Below are 20,672 nucleotides of genomic sequence, written 5' to 3' on the forward strand. Positions count from 1 at the left end.
AGAGCCGGGGCCCCTTCCCGCGAGGGTGCCCCGGCCGCCTCACCACTGGTACGGCTTGTACACGTCCATGCAGTCCGTGTCCGCGCCGTTGATGGCGTCGGCGTTGGACGGGATGTCGCCGGCCTTCGGCTTGGACTGCTTGGGGAAGACGGTGCCGCTGCGCCAGTCGGCGCCCACCACGACCGTGACACCGGAGACCCCGGTGGACTTGCGCACCGCGCTCGCCGGGATGCCCAGCGCCTTGGCCACGCCCTGAGCGTCGCCCTCCAGGTCCGCGCTCGGGTACTCGACGACCGTCTTGTCCTCGGACAGCGACCCCGAGGCGTCGGCCGTCGCCCTGCCGAAGCCCTGCGCCACGAGTGCCTGCGCGACGGTCCTGGCCCGCCCCGGCGCCGCGGCCTGCGAGGAGGAGCCGGTGGCGTTGCGCACCAGCACCCCGAGCCGGGACGGGTCGGTGGAGGGCGTCTGCGCCGGCTCCGGCTTGTCCGCGACCGGCTTCGAGGACCCCTTGCCGCCGTTCTTGTCGAGCGGGACGTCGTCGCGCAGCATCTCGAACAGCCGGTCCGCGTCCGCCTGGTCGGGCACGACGTGGTTGTCGGGGTCCCGCGGGTCCGGGAGGTTGGGCATCGTCACGCTGGTGATGCGGTTGGTCGGCACCGACTTCATCTCCATGGCGAGGTCGTACAGCTCCTTGACCGTGCCGATCTCCTCGGAGACCTTGAGGGACTTGGTGGCCGAGTCGGCCAGGTCCATCAGGCGCCCGCTGTCGGTGAAGATGTTCTGCGACTTGAGCGTGCGGATCATGGAGTTCAGGTACATGTGCTGGGCGCGCGCCCGCATCAGGTCGCTGCCCCAGGCGTGCCGGGTGCGCAGCCACTGGAGCGCCTGCACGCCCTTGACCTTGTGCGTCCCGGCCGTCAGCTTCAGCCCGGAGCCACCGCGCTGGGCCGCGGTCGGGCGGTCCCAGACGTTCTGCTTCACACAGACGTCGACACCGCCGATGGCGTCCGCCATCTTCACCACGCCCGCGAAGTCGATCGTCATCCAGTGGTCGATGTAGACCCCGGTGAGGTTCTCCCAGGTGGCCAGCGTGCAGCCGGCGCCGCCCCGGCCCAGGGTGGTGTTGATGATGTCGTTCGTCGGGGGGTAGACCTTGCCGGTGTCGGGGTCCGTGCACTTGGGGATGGCGACCCGGGTGTCCCGGGGGATGCTCACCATGGCCGCGCTCTTGCGGTCGGCGGATATGTGGATGAGCATCTGCACGTCCGCGAGCGGGGGATCGCCGACGCTGCTCCGGCTGCCGCCCAGCTTGAGGTTCTCGGCGGAGTTGCGGCTGTCCGAACCGAGCAACAGGATGTTCAACGGGGTCTGTCCGGCCGCGTTCGGGGCGGTCTTGCGCGCCTTGGCGTCACCGCTGCTGCGCTCGCCCTTGCGTATGTTGCCGTTCAGGTGCTGGTAGTAGAGGTAACCCGCGCCCGCGGTCCCGAGTATGACCACCGCCAGCACCGTCGCCGACCAGCGCAGCGCGCGCCGTCCCCGGCGTGGCCGGTCCTTCCCGGGACCCCCCGTGCGCCGCCCGCCCCCGTGCCGTCCGGCACTGTCCGACGGGCTCGCCGTCCGCGGTGTGAGCGCCATCGTGTCGTCCACTTCGGCAGCGTCACCCCGCACTTCGCTCTGCGCCAATCTCCCTGCCCTCCCCGCCCCTTGCGCCATGCGACGGGCCCGTCCCGCGTCGAGTGGTTAGACGCACGACGGGCCCGCAGGGTTACCTATGAGGCGCACTTAACCTCGCCGGCCGTTGACTTGTCGACCTTCGGCGCCTTCTGCGGGGCGGTCAGCGGGATGCCCGCGCCCTTGAAGTCCTTGCTCAGGGTCAGGGTCATCGCGGGCAGCCCCTGGGAGTTGACGACGCTCTTGCCCGGCTTGAGCGCCGAGCCCGGCAGCCCCATCAGCGCGGCCAACTCGCGTGCCTGGTCGGCCTGTTCGGGGCCGTACTCCAAGGTGGTCTTCGTCAGCTGCGCCGGGGCGTCGCCCGCGTTCTCCGACTTCGGCACGCCCTCGGTGTTCTGCAGCCAGGTGAGGACCGCCTGGGCGCTGCCGGTGGCGGCACCGCCGTTGAGGATGCGCACCCGCACGTCGCCCGGCGCGGACCTGCTGCCCTTGAGCCGGGCGTTCTGGGCGTCCTTGGCGGCCTTCTGCTTGCGCTTCACGTCGGTGAACGAGACGTCGTTCTGTATCGCCTGGAAGACCGGTGGGGCCTCCGACTGGTTGAGGACGACGGTCACGGGGACCTTCTCGGCGGGGTTGTCCACCACCGGCACCGTGGTGAAGGTGATGTTCTTCGGCGGCACCTTCTTCAGCTCCAGCGCCATGTCCTTCAGCGTGCTGATGTTGTCGATGCCGGTGTCGACGGTGAGCGCCTTGGTGGCCGCCTCCGCGAGGTCCATCAGCTTCGACGGGTTGGTGAGCGTGTCGCTGGAGGACATCTTGCGCATCAGCGAGCCCAGGAACTGCTGCTGGACCTTGATGCGGTCGAGGTCGCCGTGGTTGCCGAAGCTGTGCCGGGTGCGCACGAAGGCGAGCGCCTGCTCGCCCTGCACCCAGGACTTGCCCGCCGGCAGCTTGAGGTGGGAATCCGGGTCGCTCACGGGGTGGGTGACACACACCTGTACGCCGTTCACGGCGGTGGTCAGGGTCTTCACCGCGTTGAAGTCCGCCATCATGAAGTGGTCCACGTGTATGCCGGTGACCTCTTCGACCGTGCGCATGGTGCAGCCCGGGTCGCGGCCGTCCTGGCCGAGGCTGGTGTTGAAGCGCACGTTCTCCGAGCCGGGGACCACCTTGGTCGAGCCGTCGGGCTGTTTCGTCGGGCAGTCCGGGACGTTCACGATCAGGTCGCGCGGGATGCTCAGCGCGGTCGCGTTGCTGCGGTCCTTCGAGACGTGCAGCAGGATGTTGGTGTCCGCGTGCCCGACGCTGCCCTTGTCGCCGTAGCCCTCGTTGCCCTTGCCGGTCCGCCGGTCGGTGCCGATGATCAGCAGGTTGAAAGCCTCGTCCTTGCTGAAGCCCTTGGAGCCCGCGTCGCCGACGTCGGTGGAACTGATGTTCCCCTCAAGGTGCTTGAGGTACAGGTACCCGGCGGCGCCCGCGGCGACCAGCACGAAGGCGGTGCCGCCCGCGGTCCACGCGAGGACCTTCTTGACCTTCGACTTCTTCTTCGCCGGCCGCCGGCCGCGGCGCCCCGGCGCCGGCTCGGGCTCGGCGCCCTTGCGGCGGGAGGAGCGCGGCGGAGGGACGTCCCCGGCGCGCGCCTTGTCACCGGCGCGGCCCTGCTCGGCGGCGCGCCCCTTGTCCGAGGCGCGCGTCCCGCCCCGGGCGCGGGTCGCGGTTCCGGCGCGCGCGCCGCCCTCGGCACGAGCGCCGTCCTCCGCCCCCACTTGGCTCATCTCACGGGTCTCGCCCGGCGCCATGTCGTTACGGCGCCGCCGCCCGCCGCCGTTCTCGGTGGACGGCCGGCGCGGACCGGGTACCGATTGCGTTCCGGAAGGGGGCAGTCGCAGTTCGTATTCGCCGGTGTTCGGATTGAGCACCCACTGGTCTGCGGGATCGATGTTGTCCGCCCGCCCACGGCCTTGCGCGTCCACGGTTGTCCGAATCCTCCGTCGGGGCCACGCGGCGCCTTCCCCCTCAAAGGCGCTCGGGTCTCGGTGAAACAGTGCACGACCCCAGGTCGGACCTCGTGGCCACGTGCACCGGATCGCTCACACTATCCGCCCAGTTCAGCGTCAAGCGACGCCGGTGACAAATTCGTCGTCCCTACAACTGGGCAATCCGCCTCATTTTCTGAACGGAAGTCCGTTCCCTTGGCGAATGCCTTACTCGCAGCCGTGCTCCGCGGCCGTGTTCCCGGTGAAGACGGGCGCCGCGGAGGGGTCGCCCTTTGTGCCTTTTTGCGCCCCCTGCCGAGGCTTCGGGGCATCGTCGGCGACCGCCACCGGCCGGTCCGCGCGCAGCCGGGCGAACAGCTTCTCGGCGGCGGGCTCCACGAGTTGGTCACGATCGGCGTCGCGGACGTACGACTCCCTCGGCACCGTCAGGAACCGCACGTGTTCGGTGGGGATGTCGCGCAGCGCGCGCACCAACCGGTACAGATCGACCGGGTCCGCCAGACCGGGGTCGGTGGTGAGGGACGAGGTGGCCGCGTTCAACACGGCGTACAGCCGCAGCGGGTTGAGCAGTACGTCGATGCCGCGCAGCCTGGTGACCAGGGCGCCGAGGAAGCGCTGCTGCCGCCGCATCCGCTCGGTGTCGCTGCCGTCGCCCACCGACTCCCGGGCCCGCACGTAGCCGAGGGCCCGCTCCCCGTCGAGGGTGACCGGGCCCGCGGGCAGCCGCAGTCGGGCCGCCTTGTCGTCGATGGGCTCCTTCAGGCAGACCCGCACCCCGTCGACGGCGTCCACCAGGTCCTTGAACCCGCTGAAGTCCACGATCACGTGGTGGTCCACGCGGATGCCCGTCAGCTTCTCCACGGTTCGGATCGTGCAGGCCGAACCGCCCAGCTCGAAGGCCTGGTTGAGCATCGTGAACACCGGCTCGCCGCGGCTGCCGTCGGTCCGCAGGCAGCCGGGAACCGACACCATCAGGTCCCGGGGCAGGGACACGGCGGTGGCGCTGCGCCGGTCCGCGGCCAGGTGCAGCAGGATCGTGGTGTCCGACCGCTGGCTGCCCAGGTCCCGCCCGTAGCGGGCGTTGCCGCTCCCGGCCCGGGTGTCGGAGCCGATCAGCAGGATGTTCCGGGCGTCCGGCACCAGGTCCGGGGGCCGCTCGCGCGCGTGCCGGGCGAGTTCGGCGGCGGCCGCGTCATCGGCCCGGATGTTGTCACCGAGCTTGTCGTAGACCGCCCACCCGGCCCCGGCGGCCGCCACGGCCAGCGCCACGGCCCCGCACCCCGCCGCCGCGCCCCACCGCCGGCGCCGCCGCCGGGCGATCCCCCGCCCGCTCGCGGACGAGCCGGCCCCGGGGCCGGGCGGCGTACGGGCGGAGTCGGTCACGGCGCGGAGTCCCCGAAGCGGTAGGAGCGGCGGTACTCCTACGACGATGGGGCGCGCGGGCCGGTCGGGCGCCCTGGGCTACGCCGAGCGGGGGAGCCTGCGTACCGCGGTCACCTTCTCGCTCTCGATCCGCCTGGCCAGCGCCTCCTCGTCCAGCCGGTCCAGGTGGCGGCAGAGCACCACGGAACCACCGCCGGCCAGCGGCGCGTACAGGCCCGCGCTCAGCCCCTCCCAGGTGTCGTACGGCAGCCCCGACAGCAGCCGCGAACCGGGACCCGTCAGGTCCAGCGCGGGGGCGTCGGCGACGGCCTTCTCCACGACCTCGGCCCCGCTGTACTCCGCACCGGCCACGATCAGCGCCGACTCCCCGGCGTAGGGCGAGGAGAACCGGTCGCCCTGGCCCGGCACCTCCACGGCGTAGTCGAGGAACCCCTGCGGCGGCTGCGGGAACCGCCCGCCGAGCGGCCGCAGGGACAGCGCGACCCGCTCGCCCCGGCACGCCCGCGCCGCCTCCAGCGTGTCGGGCCCGCTGACCACCACGTCGGCCGCCGCCGGGTTCCCGGCCACGTCCGCCACCGCGCCCACCGACGCGCACGCCAGCAGCCACACCGCCGTCTGCCAGTGGGCGGGCAGCAGCAGCGCGACCCGGTCGCCGGGTTCCACGGACAGGTCGTCCTGGAGGAGGTTGGCGGTCTTGGCCACCCAGTTGGCGAAGGTGGCGACAGACAGTTCGACGCGTTCGCCCGTGGCATCGTCGTAGAAGGTCACCAGCGGGCGGCCGGGGTCCGCGGCGAGCGCGGCGGCCAGCAGGTCGGCGGGGGTGCGATCGGTGGCGTTCACCCGGCACAGCGTACGCGTGGGAGGGTGGGGGACGACCCGGCCCGCCACGGGGCGGGCGACCGGTTCGGCCGGTGGCGCGGGGACCGGCCCGGCGACCGGTTCCGATGCGGGTTCCGGGGCAGGTTCCGGTGCGGGGCGCGCCGATCTCTCACCGATCTCACACCGATCTCTCGGCAAACGGCGTGGTCGTCACGGCCTCCATCGCTACGGTCTGCATACACTGACCGGCCGATACGAGTAGAACGAGGCAGTTCGGCCGGTCCCGGCAGGAAGCAGAGACGACAGGTGACAGAAGCGATCCTCCTGGTCGGCGGCAAAGGCACCCGACTGCGTCCGCTGACGGTGCACACCCCCAAGCCCATGGTGCGGGCCGCGGGGGTGCCGTTCCTCACCCACCAGCTGGCGCGGGCGAGAGCGGCGGGCGTCGAGCACATCGTCCTCGCCACCAGCTACTTGGCGGAGGTCTTCGAGCCGTACTTCGGCGACGGCTCGTCGCTGGGCCTCCACCTGGAGTACGTCACCGAGGAGGAGCCCCTGGGCACGGGCGGGGCGATCCGCAACGTGGCCTCGCGGCTGCACTCCGGTCCCGACGAGCCGGTGCTGATCTTCAACGGCGACATCCTGACCGGCCTGGACATCCGGGCCCTCGTCGACACCCACCGGTCGACGGGCGCGGACGTCTCGCTGCACCTGACGAAGGTGACCGACCCGCGCGCCTACGGCCTGGTGCCCACGGACGAGACGGGCCGGGTGCTGGCCTTCCTGGAGAAGCCGCAGACGCCGCAGGAGATCGTCACCGACCAGATCAACGCGGGGGCGTACGTCTTCCGCCGCTCGGTCATCGACACGATCCCGGCGGGCCGGCCGGTGTCCGTCGAGCGCGAGACCTTCCCGGAGCTGCTCGCGGCCGGCGCGCATCTTCAGGGCATGGTCGACTCGACGTACTGGCTGGACCTCGGCACCCCCGCGGCGTTCGTGCGCGGCTCGGCCGACCTGGTGCTCGGCAAGGCGCCGTCCCCCGCGGTACCCGGGCGGTGCGGGGACCGGCTGATCCTGCCGACCGCCCGGATCGCGCCGGACGCCAAGGTGACCGGCGGCACGGTGGTCGGCGAGGGCGCGTTCGTCGCTGAAGGCGCGCGGGTCTTCGGCTCCACGATCCTGCCCGGTGCCGTCATCGAGCCCGGCGCGGTCGTCACCGACTCCCTCATCGGCACCCGCGCCCGCGTCGGCGAACGCTCCGTCCTCACCGGCACGGTGGTCGGTGACGGCGCGGTCGTCGGCCCGGACAACGAACTGCTCGACGGAGCGCGGGTGTGGTGCGACGCGCTGATCCCGGCGGGCGCGGTCCGCTTCTCCTCGGATCAGTAGGGCCGCCGCCCGCCGCGGCCGGCCGCGCCGACGGGGGAGGCGGGCGCGGGGCCACGCCGGGCCCGGCCCGGTTCACAGCAGGCCGATGTCCACCCGCGGCATCTTCGGGACCCGCCGCGCCGGTGCCACACCGCTCAGCAGGATCAGCCGGGCCGCGCGGTGCCGCTGCCCGGCATAGGGCTCCAGCAGCCGCAGCATCACGGAGTCGTCCGCGTCCCGGTCACCCGCGAGGGCGAACCCGACGATGCGCGGCAGGTGCAGGTCCCCGACCGTCACGGCGTCCGCCGCCCCATGGCTGCGCTGCACCACCTCGGCGGACGTCCACGGGCCCACCCCGGGCACGACCTCAAGGCGCGCCCGCGCCTCGGCCGCCGGCATCCCCACCGACTGTTCGAGCCGTGCGGCGACGCGTACCGCGCGCAGCACGGTGGACGCCCGTTTGTCGTCGACCCCGGCCCGGTGCCACTCCCAGGAGGGAATCAGCGCCCAGGTCCGCGGCGCGGGCATCACCGACATCGGCCGCTCCCCGGATCCCGCGGGGCCCGGCGCCGGCTCCCCGAACCGCCGTACGAGCAGCCGCCACGCCCGGTACGCCTCGTCCGTCGTGACCTTCTGCTCCAGCACCGACGGGATCAGCGACTCCAGCACCAGCCCGGTCCGCGTCAGCCGCAGCCCCGGCCGCCGGTGCCGGGCCAGCGCCACCACCCGGTGCCGGGGCACGAACGCGCCGGGGTCGTCGGCCGCGCCGAGCAGCTCGGGCAGCCCGTCGAGCAGCCACTCGGCGCCTGGCCCCCAGGCCTCGCCGAGCACCTCGCCGCCGCAGGCCCGCACCCGCAGCGTGCCGGGGCCCGCCGGGGTGCGGGTGGCGCGCCACACGGAGCCGTCCGCGGTGGCCCGGAACGTCGGGTCGGCGGGCCCGCGCCGCAGCGGCCCGAGCACCAGACCGAGGTCCAGCGGCCCCTCGGGCGTCCAGCGCCGCACCCGCGCGGGGGCCGTGGCCTGCCGCGGTATCCCGGCGGCGGGCAGGCCGGGACGGCCGCCGCGCACGGTCGTGCGCGCGGCTCGGGGAGCGAAGCGTCCTGCCACGGATCAGATCCTCGGAAGTACCGGTGTGCCGTCCTTCGAGACTAGGGCCTTTCTCCGGGAACGGGCCGACCCTGCGAGATAGGGCCGACCCGCCGGGACCCGACCGGCCCGGCGGACCGGGAGAGCGGTCCCGGGTCCGCCGTCGTTCAGCGCACCTCGATGAACGCCTCCGGGTCCCGCTCGCCGCGCGGCGCAGGCGGCTGGGCCGGGCGCCCGATCGCCACCGCGCCCATCGGCTCCCACTCCGGGGGCAGCCCCAGCGTGTCGCGGACCACGTCCCGGCAGAACATCGTGGACGACACCCAGGCCGAGCCCAGGCGCTCCCCGGCCAGCGCCACCATGAAGTTCTGCACGCCCGCGCCCATGGCGACGACGAACATCTCCCGCTCGGCGCCGTCCCGCCGCGCGTCCCCGTAGTGGTGCGAACCGTCCATGACGAGGCAGGGCACCGCCAGGCAGGGCGCGTTGCGCAGCACGTCACCGCGGCGGACCCGCCTGGCGATGGCCTCCTCGCTCCTGCCGTCCCGGCGCAGGTCCGCGATCCACGCGTCGCGCATCGCGTCCAGCAGCCGGGTGCGGGACTCGGCCGACTCCAGCAGTACGAACCGCCAGGGCGTGGTGTGGTGCGGGGCGGGCGCGGTCAGGGCCGCGGCCACCGCCCGCCGTACCGCACCGGGATCCACCGGATCGTCGGTGAAGGCCCGCACGGTGCGCCTCTGGGTCATGGCCTCGCGGACGGCCTCCGAGGTGCCGAGCCGGAACATGTCGTCGGCCGCGTTGCGCACCAGCGCCCGCGCGCCCGTGTCGCCGTCCGGCCGCACCACGTGGGGCAGACCGCGCAGCACCGCGACCGGCCGGCCCTCTGCCTTGCCCTTGACCAGGTCACCGGCGGCGGCCAGCTCGTCCGCCGTGGCCACGATGGTGGCGATCAGCGGATTGCCGTACGCGTCCGTGCCGCCGCGCAGGTCGTCCAGCACCCGCACCCCGGCGGCGCCGATCGCCACGTCCGTCAGCCCGGAGCGCCAGGGTCGCCCGAAGGTGTCGCTGACGACGACCCCGACCTCGACCCCGAGCGTGTGCCGCAGGCCGTCCCGGATGGCCCGGGCGGACGCGTCCGGGTCCTCGGGCAGCAACAGCACGGTCCCGGCCGGGGTGTTGGAGGCGTCGACCCCGGCGGCGGCCATGACCAGGCCCTGCCGGTTCTCGACGATCCGCAGGGTGCCCCGGCGGGCCACCACCCGGACCGTCTCCGCGTCGATCGCGGCCTGCCGGTCCTCGGCCTCCATGATCCGGCCCTCGGCCTTGGAGACGATCTTGGAGGTGACGACCACCACGTCGCCGTCGGCCAGGCCGGGCTCGGCGGCGGCGATCAGCTTGGCGAGGTCGTCGCCCTGGCGCACCTCGGGAAAGCCGGCCGGCGCCCAGACCCGGAACTCCGGCCGCTCCTCGCTGTTCGTGCTCACGCGCCGCGCACCTCCTCGGCCAGCGCCAGCGCCTCGCGCGCCATCTGCGCGGCCGCGTCCACGTCGGTCATCATCAGCGGCACGGCCCGGCAGCGGATGCCGTCGGCCTCGACGCGCTCCACCACGGCGGCGTCCACGGTGTCCACCAGCCAGCCGTCCAGCAGGCCCGAACCGTAGTGCTCGGCGACCGCCGCCGCGGTGGACTCCACGCCGACCGCCGCGAGCACCTTGTCGGCCATCCCGCGCACGGGCGCGTCACCGACGATGGGGGACAGGCCGACCACGGGCACGCCCGCGTCCGCGATGGCCTCCCTTATGCCGGGGATGGCGAGGATCGTGCCGATGGACACGACGGGGTTGGACGGCGGGAAGAGGATGACGTCCGCCCCGGCGATGGCCTCCAGGACGCCCGGGGCCGGCTTGGCCTGCTCGGCGCCGACCGGGACCACGGCCTCGGCGGGGACGGAGGCCCGCAGCCGCACCCAGTACTCCTGGAAATGGACCGCCTTGCGTTCGCCGTCGATCTCGACGGCCACATGGGTCTCCACGCGGTCGTCGGTCATCGGGATCAGCCGCACGCCCGGCTTCCACCGGTCGCACAGCGCCTCGGTCACCGCGCTCAGCGGATAACCGGCGCCGAGCATCTGCGTCCGCACGATGTGCGTGGCGAAGTCCCGGTCGCCGAGCCCGAACCACTCCGGGCCGACCCCGTAGGCCGCCAGTTCCTCCTTGAGGTGGAAGGTCTCGTCGGACCGCCCCCAGCCCTGTTCCTCGTTGATGCCGCCGCCCAGCGTGTACATCACCGTGTCGAGGTCCGGGCAGACCTTCAGCCCGAAGAGGTGGATGTCGTCGCCGGTGTTGCCGATCACCGTGACGTCCGCGTCCGGCACGGCCCGCTTCAGACCGCGCAGGAAACGGGCACCGCCGATGCCGCCTGCCAGAACCACAATGCGCATGGGGACCAGTCTCGCAGGAGGGGCCGACAACATGTCAGGCAGTCGCCGGACTGGCCTCGCAGTAGGGGGCCGCGGGGGCGGCCCCGGTCGCACGGAGCCGGGACGGGGACAGCATCGGCATCTCGGTCAGGCCCGGGTGGTAGATGTGCAGGCTGACCGCCGGTTCCAGCGTGTCGTTGACGACCTCGTGCACATAGCCCGGAGCGAACACCCGTTGCGCGCCGGGCGCGAGGGCGTGGCCGCCGCGCCGGGTGTGCTCGGTGAGGGTCCCCGCGAGGACGGTGAGGACACCGGAGGAGCGGCCGTGGTCGTGCCGCCCGCTGCCCTGGCCGGGCAGCCAGGACAGCAGCCACACCTCGTAGCCGGGGCCGGTGCGCAGCCGGTGGTACCAGCGGGTGGTGGCGTCGTAGCGGACCAGGCCGGCCCACTGGGTGCGGTCGGCGGCGATGGCGCGGGCCAGCCCCGCGAACTCGGCGACGGTGGCCGGGTGCTCGCGCGGCGGCTGCAGCAGGTGCGGCACCTCAAGCAGGTCGCCGGCGATCTGGAGGTCGTTGTCGCTGTTCATGGGTGCGCTGGTTCCTCGGCGGAGAGAGGGCGGAGAAAGAGGGGACCCGGATCGGGAGACGGGTGCGGCGAAGCTCGTTCGGGAGGTACGGCCGAGCCGCGCGGGGCGGGGCGTCGGCGGCAGCCGGAGCGAAGACCTCGGAAGGCGGCGGGCTCAACAGCTGGAACAGCGACAACAGCTACAGCGCGCCCGGGCAGCACCGTGGGACCCGGCGGTGCGGGTCGAGGTGAATGCCGAGTGCGCGAGCATGCCCCCTAGGACAACGGTTCACACCTGCGCTGTCAACTCGATGACCGCCACGTGGGACACAATTCACCTCATCCGGGGCATCTGGCCGAGTGGGGGTTTGCACCTCGGGACTCCGGGACACATGGGGCACATCCGAGCGGGCGACGAGCCGTGTGCAACGCGATCGAACGCCAGGGCGTCTTTCTCCGTGCAGGGGCCCCAGTGGTGCCGTGCGGAGTGCGGCAGCCCGTCGGGCCTCGGCCGTGTGTCGGGGTTTATGGCGATTTGAACACTTTCCGCATGGCCTTGGTTCCGCAGAGTGAATAACGGGCTCAATAGCAGATCTCGGCTTGACTCGCCCGGAGCAGCACACTTGTAATTTCACTCGTGTCGTTCAGCCGGAATCGGTAACGGCCACGCCACGGGGACGCGAAAGACAGACGAGGGGCGCACATGACCGAGCTGGTGCAGCAACTGCTGGTCGACGACGCGGACGAGGAACTCGGCTGGCAGGAGCGCGCGCTGTGCGCCCAGACCGACCCCGAGTCCTTCTTCCCCGAGAAGGGCGGCTCCACCAGAGAAGCGAAGAAGGTCTGCCTCGCCTGCGAGGTCCGTTCCGAGTGCCTTGAGTACGCCCTCGCCAACGACGAGCGCTTCGGCATCTGGGGCGGCCTGTCCGAGCGGGAGCGCCGCCGGCTGAAGAAGGCCGCCGTCTGACCGCGCGCGAGCAGCACGCATACCCGGGGAAACGTCACGAACGGCCCGTGGCCGGTGGGTTGTCCACAGGCGGCGGGCCGTCGTCGTGGGCAGCCGATAGTGTGGTCGCTCGTCCGAGACGGCCCGCACTCCCCTCGACGTCCCCCTGAGGTCGCAGGAGGCGCGGGCGTCCACCGCAGTCCACCGAACCGGGGCCCGTACCTCGATGTCCGTGCACAGCCATACGGCAGCCCAAGACCCGGCCGCCGCCGCAGCGTTCGACCCAGCCCGCCCGCCCGAGTTCCCGCGCCACGTGGTGACCGCGGTCCTCGTCTCCCATGACGGCGCCCGCTGGCTGCCCGACGCGCTCGCCGGGCTGCTCGGCCAGGAGCGCCCGGTCCAGCAGGCGGTGGCCGCCGACACCGGCAGCGCGGACGACTCCGCCCAGCTGCTCGGCGCATCCCTCGGCGACGCGGGCGTGCTGCACCTCGCCCGCCGCACCGGCTTCGGCCAGGCCGTCGAGGAGGCGAGCCGCACCGCACCCGTCCTCACCCCGGACGAGCTGCCCTACCTCAAACGCCCCAGCGGCTGGGACCCGGCCACCCGCACCTGGCGCGACGACGCCTACGACCTTCCCGAACTGCCGTACGGCGAACCCGTCCAGTGGCTCTGGCTGCTGCACGACGACTGCGCGCCCGAACCCGACGCCCTCGCCCAGCTGCTGCGGGTCGTCGACAACGAACTCGAACTGGGCCGCGACGACGTGGCGGTGGTCGGCCCCAAGCTGCGCGGCTGGTACGACCGCAGGCAACTGCTGGAGGTCGGCGTCTCCATCGCCAACTCCGGCCGCCGCTGGACCGGTCTGGACCGCCGCGAACAGGACCAGGGCCAGCACGACCACGTCCGCTCGGTGCTCTCCGTCTCCACCGCCGGCATGCTGATCCGCCGCGACGTGTTCGAACAGCTCGGCGGCTTCGACCGCCGGCTGCCCCTGATGCGCGACGACGTCGACCTGTGCTGGCGCACCCACCTGGCCGGATACCGCGTCCTGGTCGCCCCGGACGCGGTCGTACGGCACGCCGAGGCCGCCTCCCGCGAGCGCCGCACCGTCGACTGCGTGGGCCGCACCGCCGCCTCCCCGCACAAGGTCGACAAGGCGGGCGCCGTCTACACCCTGCTCGCCAACACCCGTACCGCGGCCCTGCCCTGGGTGATGCTCCGGCTCGTCCTCGGCACCCTGCTGCGGACCGTCGCCTACCTCGTCGGCAAGGTCCCCGGACAGGCCGTGGACGAGATCCGCGGCCTGCTCGGCACCCTGCTGCGCCCCGAGCGGATCATCGCCGCCCGGCGCCGCCGCGGCACCCCGAGGATCGACAAGGACGAACTGCGCCGCCTCTTCCCGCCGCCCGGCGCGACCATCCGGGCCACCGTGGAGCAGTTCGCGGGCAACCTCACCGCGGGCTCCGACACCGACACCGCCCCGGCCGGCCGGCACGGCGGCGCCGTGGAGTCCGGGCCCGGCGGCGACGACGCCGACTTCCTGGAGGTCGAGCAGTTCGCCCGGCTCAGGCGGATCGCCCGCAGGCCGGGGCCGGTGCTCTTCCTCGCGCTGCTGGTCATCTCCCTGGTCGCCTGCCGCGCCCTGCTCTCCGGGGGCGCGCTCGGCGGCGGCGCCCTGCTGCCCGCCCCGGCGAGCGCCGGCGAACTCTGGTCCCGCTTCGCGGACGCGTGGCACCCGGTGGGCGCCGGCGGCACCCCGTCCGCGCCGCCCTACCTGGCACTCGTCGCCACCCTCGCCACCCTGCTCTTCGGCTCCACCGGACTCGCGGTCACCGTGCTGCTGGTCTGCTCGGTGCCGCTCGCCGGGTTCACCGCCTACTTCGCCTCCCGGCCCCTGGTCACCTCCCGGCTGCTGCGTGCCTGGGCGGCCATCGCCTACGCCTTCCTGCCCGCCACCACCGGCGCCCTGGCCGGCGGACGCATCGGCACCGCCGTACTCGCCGTGCTGCTGCCGCTCATCGCCCGCGCGGGCATCGCCGCGAGCGGCCTCACCGGCCGCGACGGCACCCGCGGCAGCTGGCGCGCCACCTGGGCGTACGCGCTGCTGCTGACCATCACCACCGCCTTCACCCCGGTGGTCTGGCCGATCGCGCTGATCCTCGGCCTCGGTGTGCTCGCGCTGCGCCGCGCCGACCTGGCCGCGTCCGGACTGCGTTTCCTCGCCCAGCTCGGCACCCCGCTGCTGCTCCTCGCCCCCTGGTCGCTGACCCTGCTGCCGACCGGCTTCTTCACCGAGGCGGGCCTGGCGTACGGCGCCTCGGCCGCCTCCGCGCTCGACCTGCTCGGCATCAGCCCGGGCGGCCCCGGCACCGCGAGCGGCCTGCTGCTCGGCATCGTGCTCGCCGCCCTGGCCGCACTGCTGCGCTCCGAACGGCAGTTGGGCATCCGCACCGCCTGGGCCGTCGCCCTGGTGGGCCTGGTCTTCGCGGTGCTCGCCAACCGGTCCGCCTGGGCCGGCCCGGCCACCCTCGTCTACGGCATCGCCCTGCTGTCGGCCGCCGCCCTCGGCGCCGACGGCGCCCGCGCCCGCGTGGCCGAGCAGAGCTTCGGCTGGCGCCAGCCCGTCGCCGCCCTGATCGCCCTCGCCTCGGCCGTGGGCCCGCTGCTGCTGGCGGCCGGCTGGATGCTGCGCGGCGCCGACGGGCCCGTGCAGCGCCGCGACCCCGCCCAGGTGCCCGCGTTCGTCGCCGAGGACTCCACCACCGGCGACCGCGCCCGCACCCTCGTCCTCGACAGCGACTCCGCCGCGCGGGTGCGCTACACCCTGGTGCGCGGCGCCGGTGCCCGCATGGGAGACGGCGAACTGGCCGCCGCCGACGGCGAGAACGCGCGCCTGGACAAGGTCGTCGCCAACCTGATCGCCGGCTCCGGCGCCGACCAGGCCGACGAACTCGGCGGCTTCGCCGTGCGCTACGTCCTCGTCCACAAGGGCGCGCCCCGCGACATCTCCCGCGTCCTCGACGCCACCCCCGGTCTCGCCCGGCTCAGCCAGCAGGACGGCAACGCGCTGTGGCGCGTCGACCAGGAGGTCTCCCGCGCCGTCATCCTGCCCGCGGGCGGCTCCGGTTCCGCCGGCGGCCGGCCGGTGAACGCCGGACCGGTGGACATCCACACCACCGTCCCCGCCGGCTCCGACGGCCGGGTCCTGCGCCTCGCCGACAGCGCCGCCCCCGGCTGGACGGCCACCCTGGACGGCAAGCCGCTGCCCCGCACCACGGTCGACGGCTGGGCCCAGGGCTTCCGGCTGCCGTCCGCCGGCGGCCGGCTCGACGTCACCTACGACGCGCCGATCACCCACACCGCCTGGCTGTGGGCCCAGGGCCTGCTCGGCCTCGTCCTGGTCGTGCTCGCCCTGCCCGGCCGCCGCCGGGACGTGGACGACGACCTCCCCGAGGAGCAGTCGGTGCCCGCGCAGGCCGTCGCCGGCGAGGGCCGCCGCGCCCGCCGCCTGCGGGCCCAGGCCGAGGCCGAGGAGGCCCCGGCCGAGGACGCGCGGGAAGCACCGGCCGAGGAGGCACCGGCCGCCCTGGAGGGCGCCGGGGAGCAGCCCGCGCCGATCCCGCACCAGCAGCCGTACGACCCCTCCTTCGACGAGTCGTACGCCGGCTCCTACGCGAACACCCCGTACCCCGGCTACGGCAGCGACGCCTACCAGACGGGCGGCTACGACCAGCAGCAGCCGTACCAGGCCGACCCCTACCAGGCGGCCGGGTACGACCCGTACGCCTACGGCAACGGTCAGCAGCCGTACGACCCTGCGGCCTACCAGCAGCAGGTCTACGACCCGGCGTACGACCCCGCCCAGCAGGGCTACGACCCCCAGCACCCCCATGGCACCGGCAGCGAGCGCCCCGACGGGAGCCAGCAGTGAACCGCACCACCCTGTCCCTGATCGCAGGCACCAGCGCGCTGGCCGCCGTCACGGCGTTCGCCGCGCTGGCCGGCCCCTCGGCCTCCGGCGCGGCCGCGCCCACGGCCGTCGCCCACCTGCCGGTGGAGCGCACCAGCCTGCTGTGCCCGGCGCCCAGCGTCTCGGACATCGCCGACACGTCGTACACCTCGTTCACCCCCGTCACCCAGGGCGCGGCGAGCGACGGCAAGGCCCGGCTCCAGCCCGCCGCCGAGGAATCGGTGGACGGCACGGGCGGCACCCAGCAGGGCAAGGGGAAGGGGAAGGACGGCAAGAAGACCACCACCGAACCCGTGCTCACCCCGAAGGCACCGGGCACCCCCTCCACCGGGGACACCTCGGGCGCCGACGCCCCCGCGCTGATCGGCACCGCCGACGGCAGGTTCGCGCCCGGCTGGACCGTCCAGGAGACCACCGAGATCGCCGCCGGCACCGGCCGCGGCCTCCAGGGCGTGACCTGTACGCCCGCGGACACCGAGTTCTGGTTCCCGGGCGCGAGCACGGCCGGCAGCCGCACCGACTACCTCCACCTGACCAACCCGGACGACTCCGCCGCCGTGGTGGACGTCGAGCTGTACGGCAAGAACGGAGCGATCAAGTCGCCGCTGGGGGAGAACCTCACGGTCAAGCCGCACACCAGCGAGCCGATCCTGCTGTCCACCCTGACCGACGAGCGGCAGGACGACGTGACCGCGCACGTCAGCGTGCGCAGCGGGCGGGTCGGCGCGACCGTGCAGGCGCTGGACGGCAAGACCGGCGGCGACTGGCTGGCCGCGGCCGCCGACCCGGCGGGCTCCCTGGTGCTGCCCGGCATCCCCAAGGACGCCACCGACGTCCGCCTGATCGCCTTCACGCCCGGTGACGCCGACGCGGACCTCACGATCCGGCTCGCCTCGCCCGGCGGCCTGATCACCCCCGCCGGGAACGAGACGCTGCACGTGAAGTCCGGCATGACCACCGCGGCGGACCTCGGCCCGGTGACCCGCGGCGAGGCCGGCTCGCTGGTGCTGACGCCCACCGACCAGTCGGTGCCGGTCGTCGCCGCGCTCCAGGTGCTGCGGGGCAAGGGCGCGAACCAGGAGATGGCCTTCATCCCGGCCACCGCCCCCGTCGGCACCCGCGCCACTTCGGCCGACAACAGCGCCAAGGGCACGACCCTCGCCCTGACGGCGCCCACCGGCACCGCCAAGGTCAAGGTCACCGCCTCGGCGGGCAGCGACGGCGGTACGGCGGTCTCCAGGACCTACACGATCGGCTCCGGCACCACCCAGAACATCGAGGCGCCGACCCCCTCGGGCCAGGGCGGCACCTATGCCCTGACGGTCGAACCCCTCACCGGCGCGCCCGTCTACGCCGCCCGCACCCTCACCGCCACCGAGTCGGGCATCCCCGGCTTCACCGTCCAGACCCTCCCGAACGACCGGGGTCTGGTCGCGGTCCCGAAGACGGACGAGGACCTGTCCATCCTCCAGAAGTGACCGACCGGCGCCCGCGGTTGCACCACCGCATCCGCGATCGCGGGCGCCCGGCCCGGCCCTAGTCCTCCCCGTACCGGGGGTCCACCGTCTCCGGTGTCAGCCCCAGCAACTCGGCCACCTGCTCGACGACCACCTCGTGCACCAACGCGGCCCGTTCGTCCCGCCCCTTGGAGCGGATCTCCACCGGCCGCCGGTACACCACCACCCGCGCCCGCCGGCCGTCGCGCGCCGGCACGACCCCGCCGAGCGGTACCGCCTCGTCGCCCCACAGCCCCGCCTCGGCCCCTTCGAGCCGCGGCACCTCCAGCACCAGGAAGTCGACCTCGGTCAGCTGCGGCCACCGCCGCTCCAGCCGGTCCACGGAGTCCTGCACCAGATCGGCGAAGACCTCCGCGCGGCTGGCCGCCAACGGCACCTGCGGAGGCGCGATCGGCCCCCGCATGCCCCGCCCGTGGCGATCACGGCGACGGGGCCCGGGGCCTGCGGCTCGGGGCGGTACACGGTTGTCCATCACCGGTGAAGCGTAGTCCTCGCCCGCCCGCCCCGCCCGGCCTCACGCGCCAACCGGCCACCGGTGACTTCGTGTCGCGTCGGTGTCGCAGGATGACCGTTCCGGCCAAGTACCGGCTCGTTTCGGCAACCGTCCCGAAACCGTTCACGGCCATGGAACTCAAGGCATTTGACGCTGTTTGTACCGGCTCATGACCGAAAACGGCCCCTCCCGATCCCTTTGAAAACCCCTTCCGCGCAGGTCAACAGGCCCTGTCCGCAGGGGTATGTGGGGCGTCTCACAGCACGACACGGGGGAGTGACTGGGTGGAGAGTCGTCGCGGCCCGCTCAAGAGTGCGGTACCGTCCAACGTCGTGAGCCCTGTACGTCGCTGTTCGCGCACCGCCTGCGGCCGACCCGCCGTCGCGACGCTGACGTACGTCTACGCCGACTCGACCGCGGTCCTCGGCCCGCTCGCCACCTACGCCGAGCCCCACTGCTACGACCTGTGCGCCGAGCACTCCGAGCGCCTCACCGCCCCGCGTGGCTGGGAGGTCGTCCGTCTCCTCGACGGCTCCGCCCCCGCCCGCCCCAGCGGTGACGACCTGGAGGCGCTCGCCAACGCCGTACGCGAGGCCGCCCGCCCCCAGGAGCGCGCGGCCGAGGCCGGTGGCGGCGCCCGGACGGCGGACCCCATGGAGGTCGCCCGCCGCGGCCACCTCCGGGTCCTGCGCTCCCCGGACAACTGAGCGGCACCGGCCACCACTCCTCCCGGTGACGGCCGCGCGTCCGCTGGTGTCCGCACACCTCGCCCTTACCCCGGACGGGTAGTTTGTGGGCACCCAAGAACTTCAGGAGGGTTGGCCGTGACTGCTGATCTGTCGCAGATCGTGAAGGCGTACGACGTGCGCGGAGTGGTCCCGGACCAGTGGGACGAAACACTGGCCGGGCTCTTCGGCGCCGCCTTCGCGGAGGTGACGGAGGCCACGGCGATCGTCGTCGGCCACGACATGCGGCCCTCGTCCCCCGGCCTGTCCCGCGCCTTCGCGCGCGGCGCGGCGGACCGCGGCGCCGACGTCACCGAGATCGGCCTGTGCTCCACGGACCAGCTGTACTACGCCTCGGGCGCGCTGGACCTGCCCGGCGCGATGTTCACCGCCTCCCACAACCCGGCCCAGTACAACGGCATCAAGATGTGCCGGGCCGGCGCCGCCCCGGTCGGCCAGGACACCGGCCTCGCGCAGATCCGCGAACTGGTCGAGGAATGGCTGGAGTCGGGTGCCCCCGAGCCGGTCGCCGAGCCCGGCACCATCGGCTCCCGCGAGACGCTGGAGGACTACGCGGCGCACCTGCGCTCGCTGGTCGACCTCACCGCCGTCCGCCCCCTGAAGGTCGTGGTCGACGCGGGCAACGGCATGGGCGGCCACACCGTGCCCACGGTCTTCGCCGGCCTGCCCCTGACCCTCGTCCCGATGTACTTCGAACTGGACGGCACCTTCCCGAACCACGAGGCCAACCCGCTCGACCCGGCCAACCTCGTGGACCTCCAGAAGCGGGTCCCGGCCGAGGGCGCCGACCTCGGCATCGCCTTCGACGGCGACGCCGACCGCTGCTTCGTCGTCGACGAGAACGGCGACCCGGTCTCCCCGTCCGCCGTCACCGCCCTGGTCGCCGCGCGCGAACTCGCGCGCAACGGCGGAGCGGGCACCGTCATCCACAACCTGATCACCTCGCGCACCGTCCCGGAGGTCGTCCGCGAGCACGGCGGCACCCCGGTCCGCACCCGGGTCGGCCACTCCTTCATCAAGGCGGAGATGGCCCGCACCGGCGCGATCTTCGGCGGCGAGCACTCCGCGCACTACTACTTCAAGGACTTCTGGAACGCCGACACGGGCATGCTGGCGGCCCTGCACGTGCTGGCCGCCCTCGGTGGGCAGCAGGGCACGCTGTCCGCGCTGGTCGCCCAGTACGACCGCTATGCGGGCTCCGGCGAGATCAACTCCACCGTCGCCGACCAGGCCGGCCGCATCGCCGCGATCCGCGCCGCCTACGCGGGCCGCGACGGCGTCACCCTGGACGACCTCGACGGGCTCACCGTCTCCGCCGCCGACTGGTGGTTCAACGTCCGCCCCTCCAACACGGAGCCGCTGCTCCGGCTGAACGCCGAGGCGAAGGACGAGGCCACCATGGCCGCGATCCGCGACGACGCCTTGGCGATCATCAGGGCCTGAAACCCCGATCCGCCCCGAAGCGGTTACGCTGACCAGCGGTCAACGAAACTCCGCCCCTCGAAGGGACACCCCATGCCGCTCGAAGCCGGCCTCCTGGAGATCCTCGCCTGCCCGGCCTGCCACGCGCCCCTCAAGGAGCAGGACGCCGAGCTGATCTGCACCGGCCGGGACTGCGGCCTCGCCTACCCGGTCCGCGACGGCATCCCGGTCCTCCTCGTGGACGAGGCCCGCCGCCCCGAGTGAGCCGGGC

At 73.6% G+C, this 20,672-nt stretch carries 16 protein-coding genes; 7 read left to right on the forward strand and 9 right to left on the reverse strand.

Translation table 11 applies throughout. The features are described 5' to 3' along the window. Positions 1-39: 39 nt before the first annotated feature. From HZZ00_RS03080 to HZZ00_RS03095, 4 genes are all read right to left on the reverse strand, one after another. The gene (locus HZZ00_RS03080) at positions 40-1,635 is read right to left on the reverse strand and encodes an LCP family protein (protein WP_180333368.1); all 1,596 of its coding nucleotides are present in this window, start codon (positions 1,633-1,635) and stop codon (positions 40-42) included. A 134-nt stretch (positions 1,636-1,769) separates the two neighbouring features. Further along, positions 1,770-3,644, reverse strand: coding sequence for an LCP family protein (locus HZZ00_RS03085; protein ID WP_180330760.1), 1,875 nt, complete (start codon positions 3,642-3,644; stop codon positions 1,770-1,772). Positions 3,645-3,875: 231 nt separating this feature from the next. Beyond that, entirely contained in the window at positions 3,876-5,051 is a 1,176-nt protein-coding gene (locus HZZ00_RS03090) for an LCP family protein (RefSeq protein ID WP_180330761.1), read from the reverse strand. 78 nt (positions 5,052-5,129) lie between these two features. Then, complete coding sequence (locus tag HZZ00_RS03095) at positions 5,130-5,891, reverse strand: TIGR03089 family protein (RefSeq protein ID WP_180330762.1); 762 nt, start codon at positions 5,889-5,891, stop codon at positions 5,130-5,132. Positions 5,892-6,176: 285 nt separating this feature from the next. Between HZZ00_RS03095 and HZZ00_RS03100 the strand changes: the two genes are divergently transcribed. Then, the gene (locus tag HZZ00_RS03100) at positions 6,177-7,259 is read left to right on the forward strand and encodes a sugar phosphate nucleotidyltransferase (RefSeq protein WP_180330763.1); all 1,083 of its coding nucleotides are present in this window, start codon (positions 6,177-6,179) and stop codon (positions 7,257-7,259) included. Positions 7,260-7,331: 72 nt separating this feature from the next. Here HZZ00_RS03100 and HZZ00_RS03105 read toward each other — a convergent pair whose 3' ends face one another. The 4 genes from HZZ00_RS03105 to HZZ00_RS03120 all read right to left on the reverse strand — a co-directional run bounded on the left by HZZ00_RS03105 (position 7,332) and on the right by HZZ00_RS03120 (position 11,329). Beyond that, positions 7,332-8,345: a DNA-3-methyladenine glycosylase gene (locus tag HZZ00_RS03105; RefSeq protein WP_180330764.1), complete on the reverse strand. Its 1,014-nt coding sequence runs from the start codon at positions 8,343-8,345 to the stop codon at positions 7,332-7,334. Between the two features lie 146 nt (positions 8,346-8,491). Then, complete coding sequence (locus HZZ00_RS03110) at positions 8,492-9,808, reverse strand: coenzyme F420-0:L-glutamate ligase (protein WP_180330765.1); 1,317 nt, start codon at positions 9,806-9,808, stop codon at positions 8,492-8,494. Beyond that, the gene (gene cofD / locus HZZ00_RS03115; RefSeq protein ID WP_180330766.1) at positions 9,805-10,764 is read right to left on the reverse strand and encodes a 2-phospho-L-lactate transferase; all 960 of its coding nucleotides are present in this window, start codon (positions 10,762-10,764) and stop codon (positions 9,805-9,807) included. The genes HZZ00_RS03110 and cofD overlap by 4 nt, the downstream gene beginning before the upstream one ends. Before the next feature lie 34 nt (positions 10,765-10,798). Beyond that, complete coding sequence (locus tag HZZ00_RS03120; protein WP_180330767.1) at positions 10,799-11,329, reverse strand: cysteine dioxygenase family protein; 531 nt, start codon at positions 11,327-11,329, stop codon at positions 10,799-10,801. A gap of 681 nt (positions 11,330-12,010) precedes the next feature. Here HZZ00_RS03120 and HZZ00_RS03125 point away from each other — a divergent pair. From HZZ00_RS03125 to HZZ00_RS03135, 3 genes are all read left to right on the forward strand, one after another. Continuing rightward, a complete protein-coding gene (locus HZZ00_RS03125) occupies positions 12,011-12,274 on the forward strand; it encodes a WhiB family transcriptional regulator (RefSeq protein ID WP_003975777.1) in 264 nt (87 codons plus the stop codon). Positions 12,275-12,479: 205 nt separating this feature from the next. Further along, positions 12,480-16,184: a glycosyltransferase gene (locus HZZ00_RS03130; protein WP_180330768.1), complete on the forward strand. Its 3,705-nt coding sequence runs from the start codon at positions 12,480-12,482 to the stop codon at positions 16,182-16,184. After that, on the forward strand, positions 16,181-17,701 hold the full coding sequence (locus HZZ00_RS03135) for a DUF5719 family protein (protein ID WP_180330769.1): 1,521 nt from the start codon (positions 16,181-16,183) through the stop codon (positions 17,699-17,701). Before HZZ00_RS03130 ends, HZZ00_RS03135 begins: the two co-directional genes overlap by 4 nt. A 58-nt stretch (positions 17,702-17,759) precedes the next feature. Here HZZ00_RS03135 and HZZ00_RS03140 read toward each other — a convergent pair whose 3' ends face one another. Further along, complete coding sequence (locus tag HZZ00_RS03140; RefSeq protein ID WP_180333369.1) at positions 17,760-18,212, reverse strand: metallopeptidase family protein; 453 nt, start codon at positions 18,210-18,212, stop codon at positions 17,760-17,762. A gap of 305 nt (positions 18,213-18,517) precedes the next feature. Between HZZ00_RS03140 and HZZ00_RS03145 the strand changes: the two genes are divergently transcribed. The 3 genes from HZZ00_RS03145 to HZZ00_RS03155 all read left to right on the forward strand — a co-directional run bounded on the left by HZZ00_RS03145 (position 18,518) and on the right by HZZ00_RS03155 (position 20,665). Further along, the gene (locus HZZ00_RS03145) at positions 18,518-18,940 is read left to right on the forward strand and encodes a DUF3499 domain-containing protein (RefSeq protein ID WP_078967596.1); all 423 of its coding nucleotides are present in this window, start codon (positions 18,518-18,520) and stop codon (positions 18,938-18,940) included. Between the two features lie 117 nt (positions 18,941-19,057). After that, a complete protein-coding gene (locus HZZ00_RS03150; RefSeq protein ID WP_180330770.1) occupies positions 19,058-20,422 on the forward strand; it encodes a phosphomannomutase/phosphoglucomutase in 1,365 nt (454 codons plus the stop codon). A 72-nt stretch (positions 20,423-20,494) separates the two neighbouring features. Next, positions 20,495-20,665: a Trm112 family protein gene (locus HZZ00_RS03155; protein WP_071828489.1), complete on the forward strand. Its 171-nt coding sequence runs from the start codon at positions 20,495-20,497 to the stop codon at positions 20,663-20,665. Positions 20,666-20,672 lie beyond the last annotated feature (7 nt).

The sequence above is a fragment of the Streptomyces sp. NEAU-sy36 genome, assembly GCF_013423905.1.
GTDB lineage: Bacteria > Actinomycetota > Actinomycetes > Streptomycetales > Streptomycetaceae > Streptomyces > Streptomyces misionensis.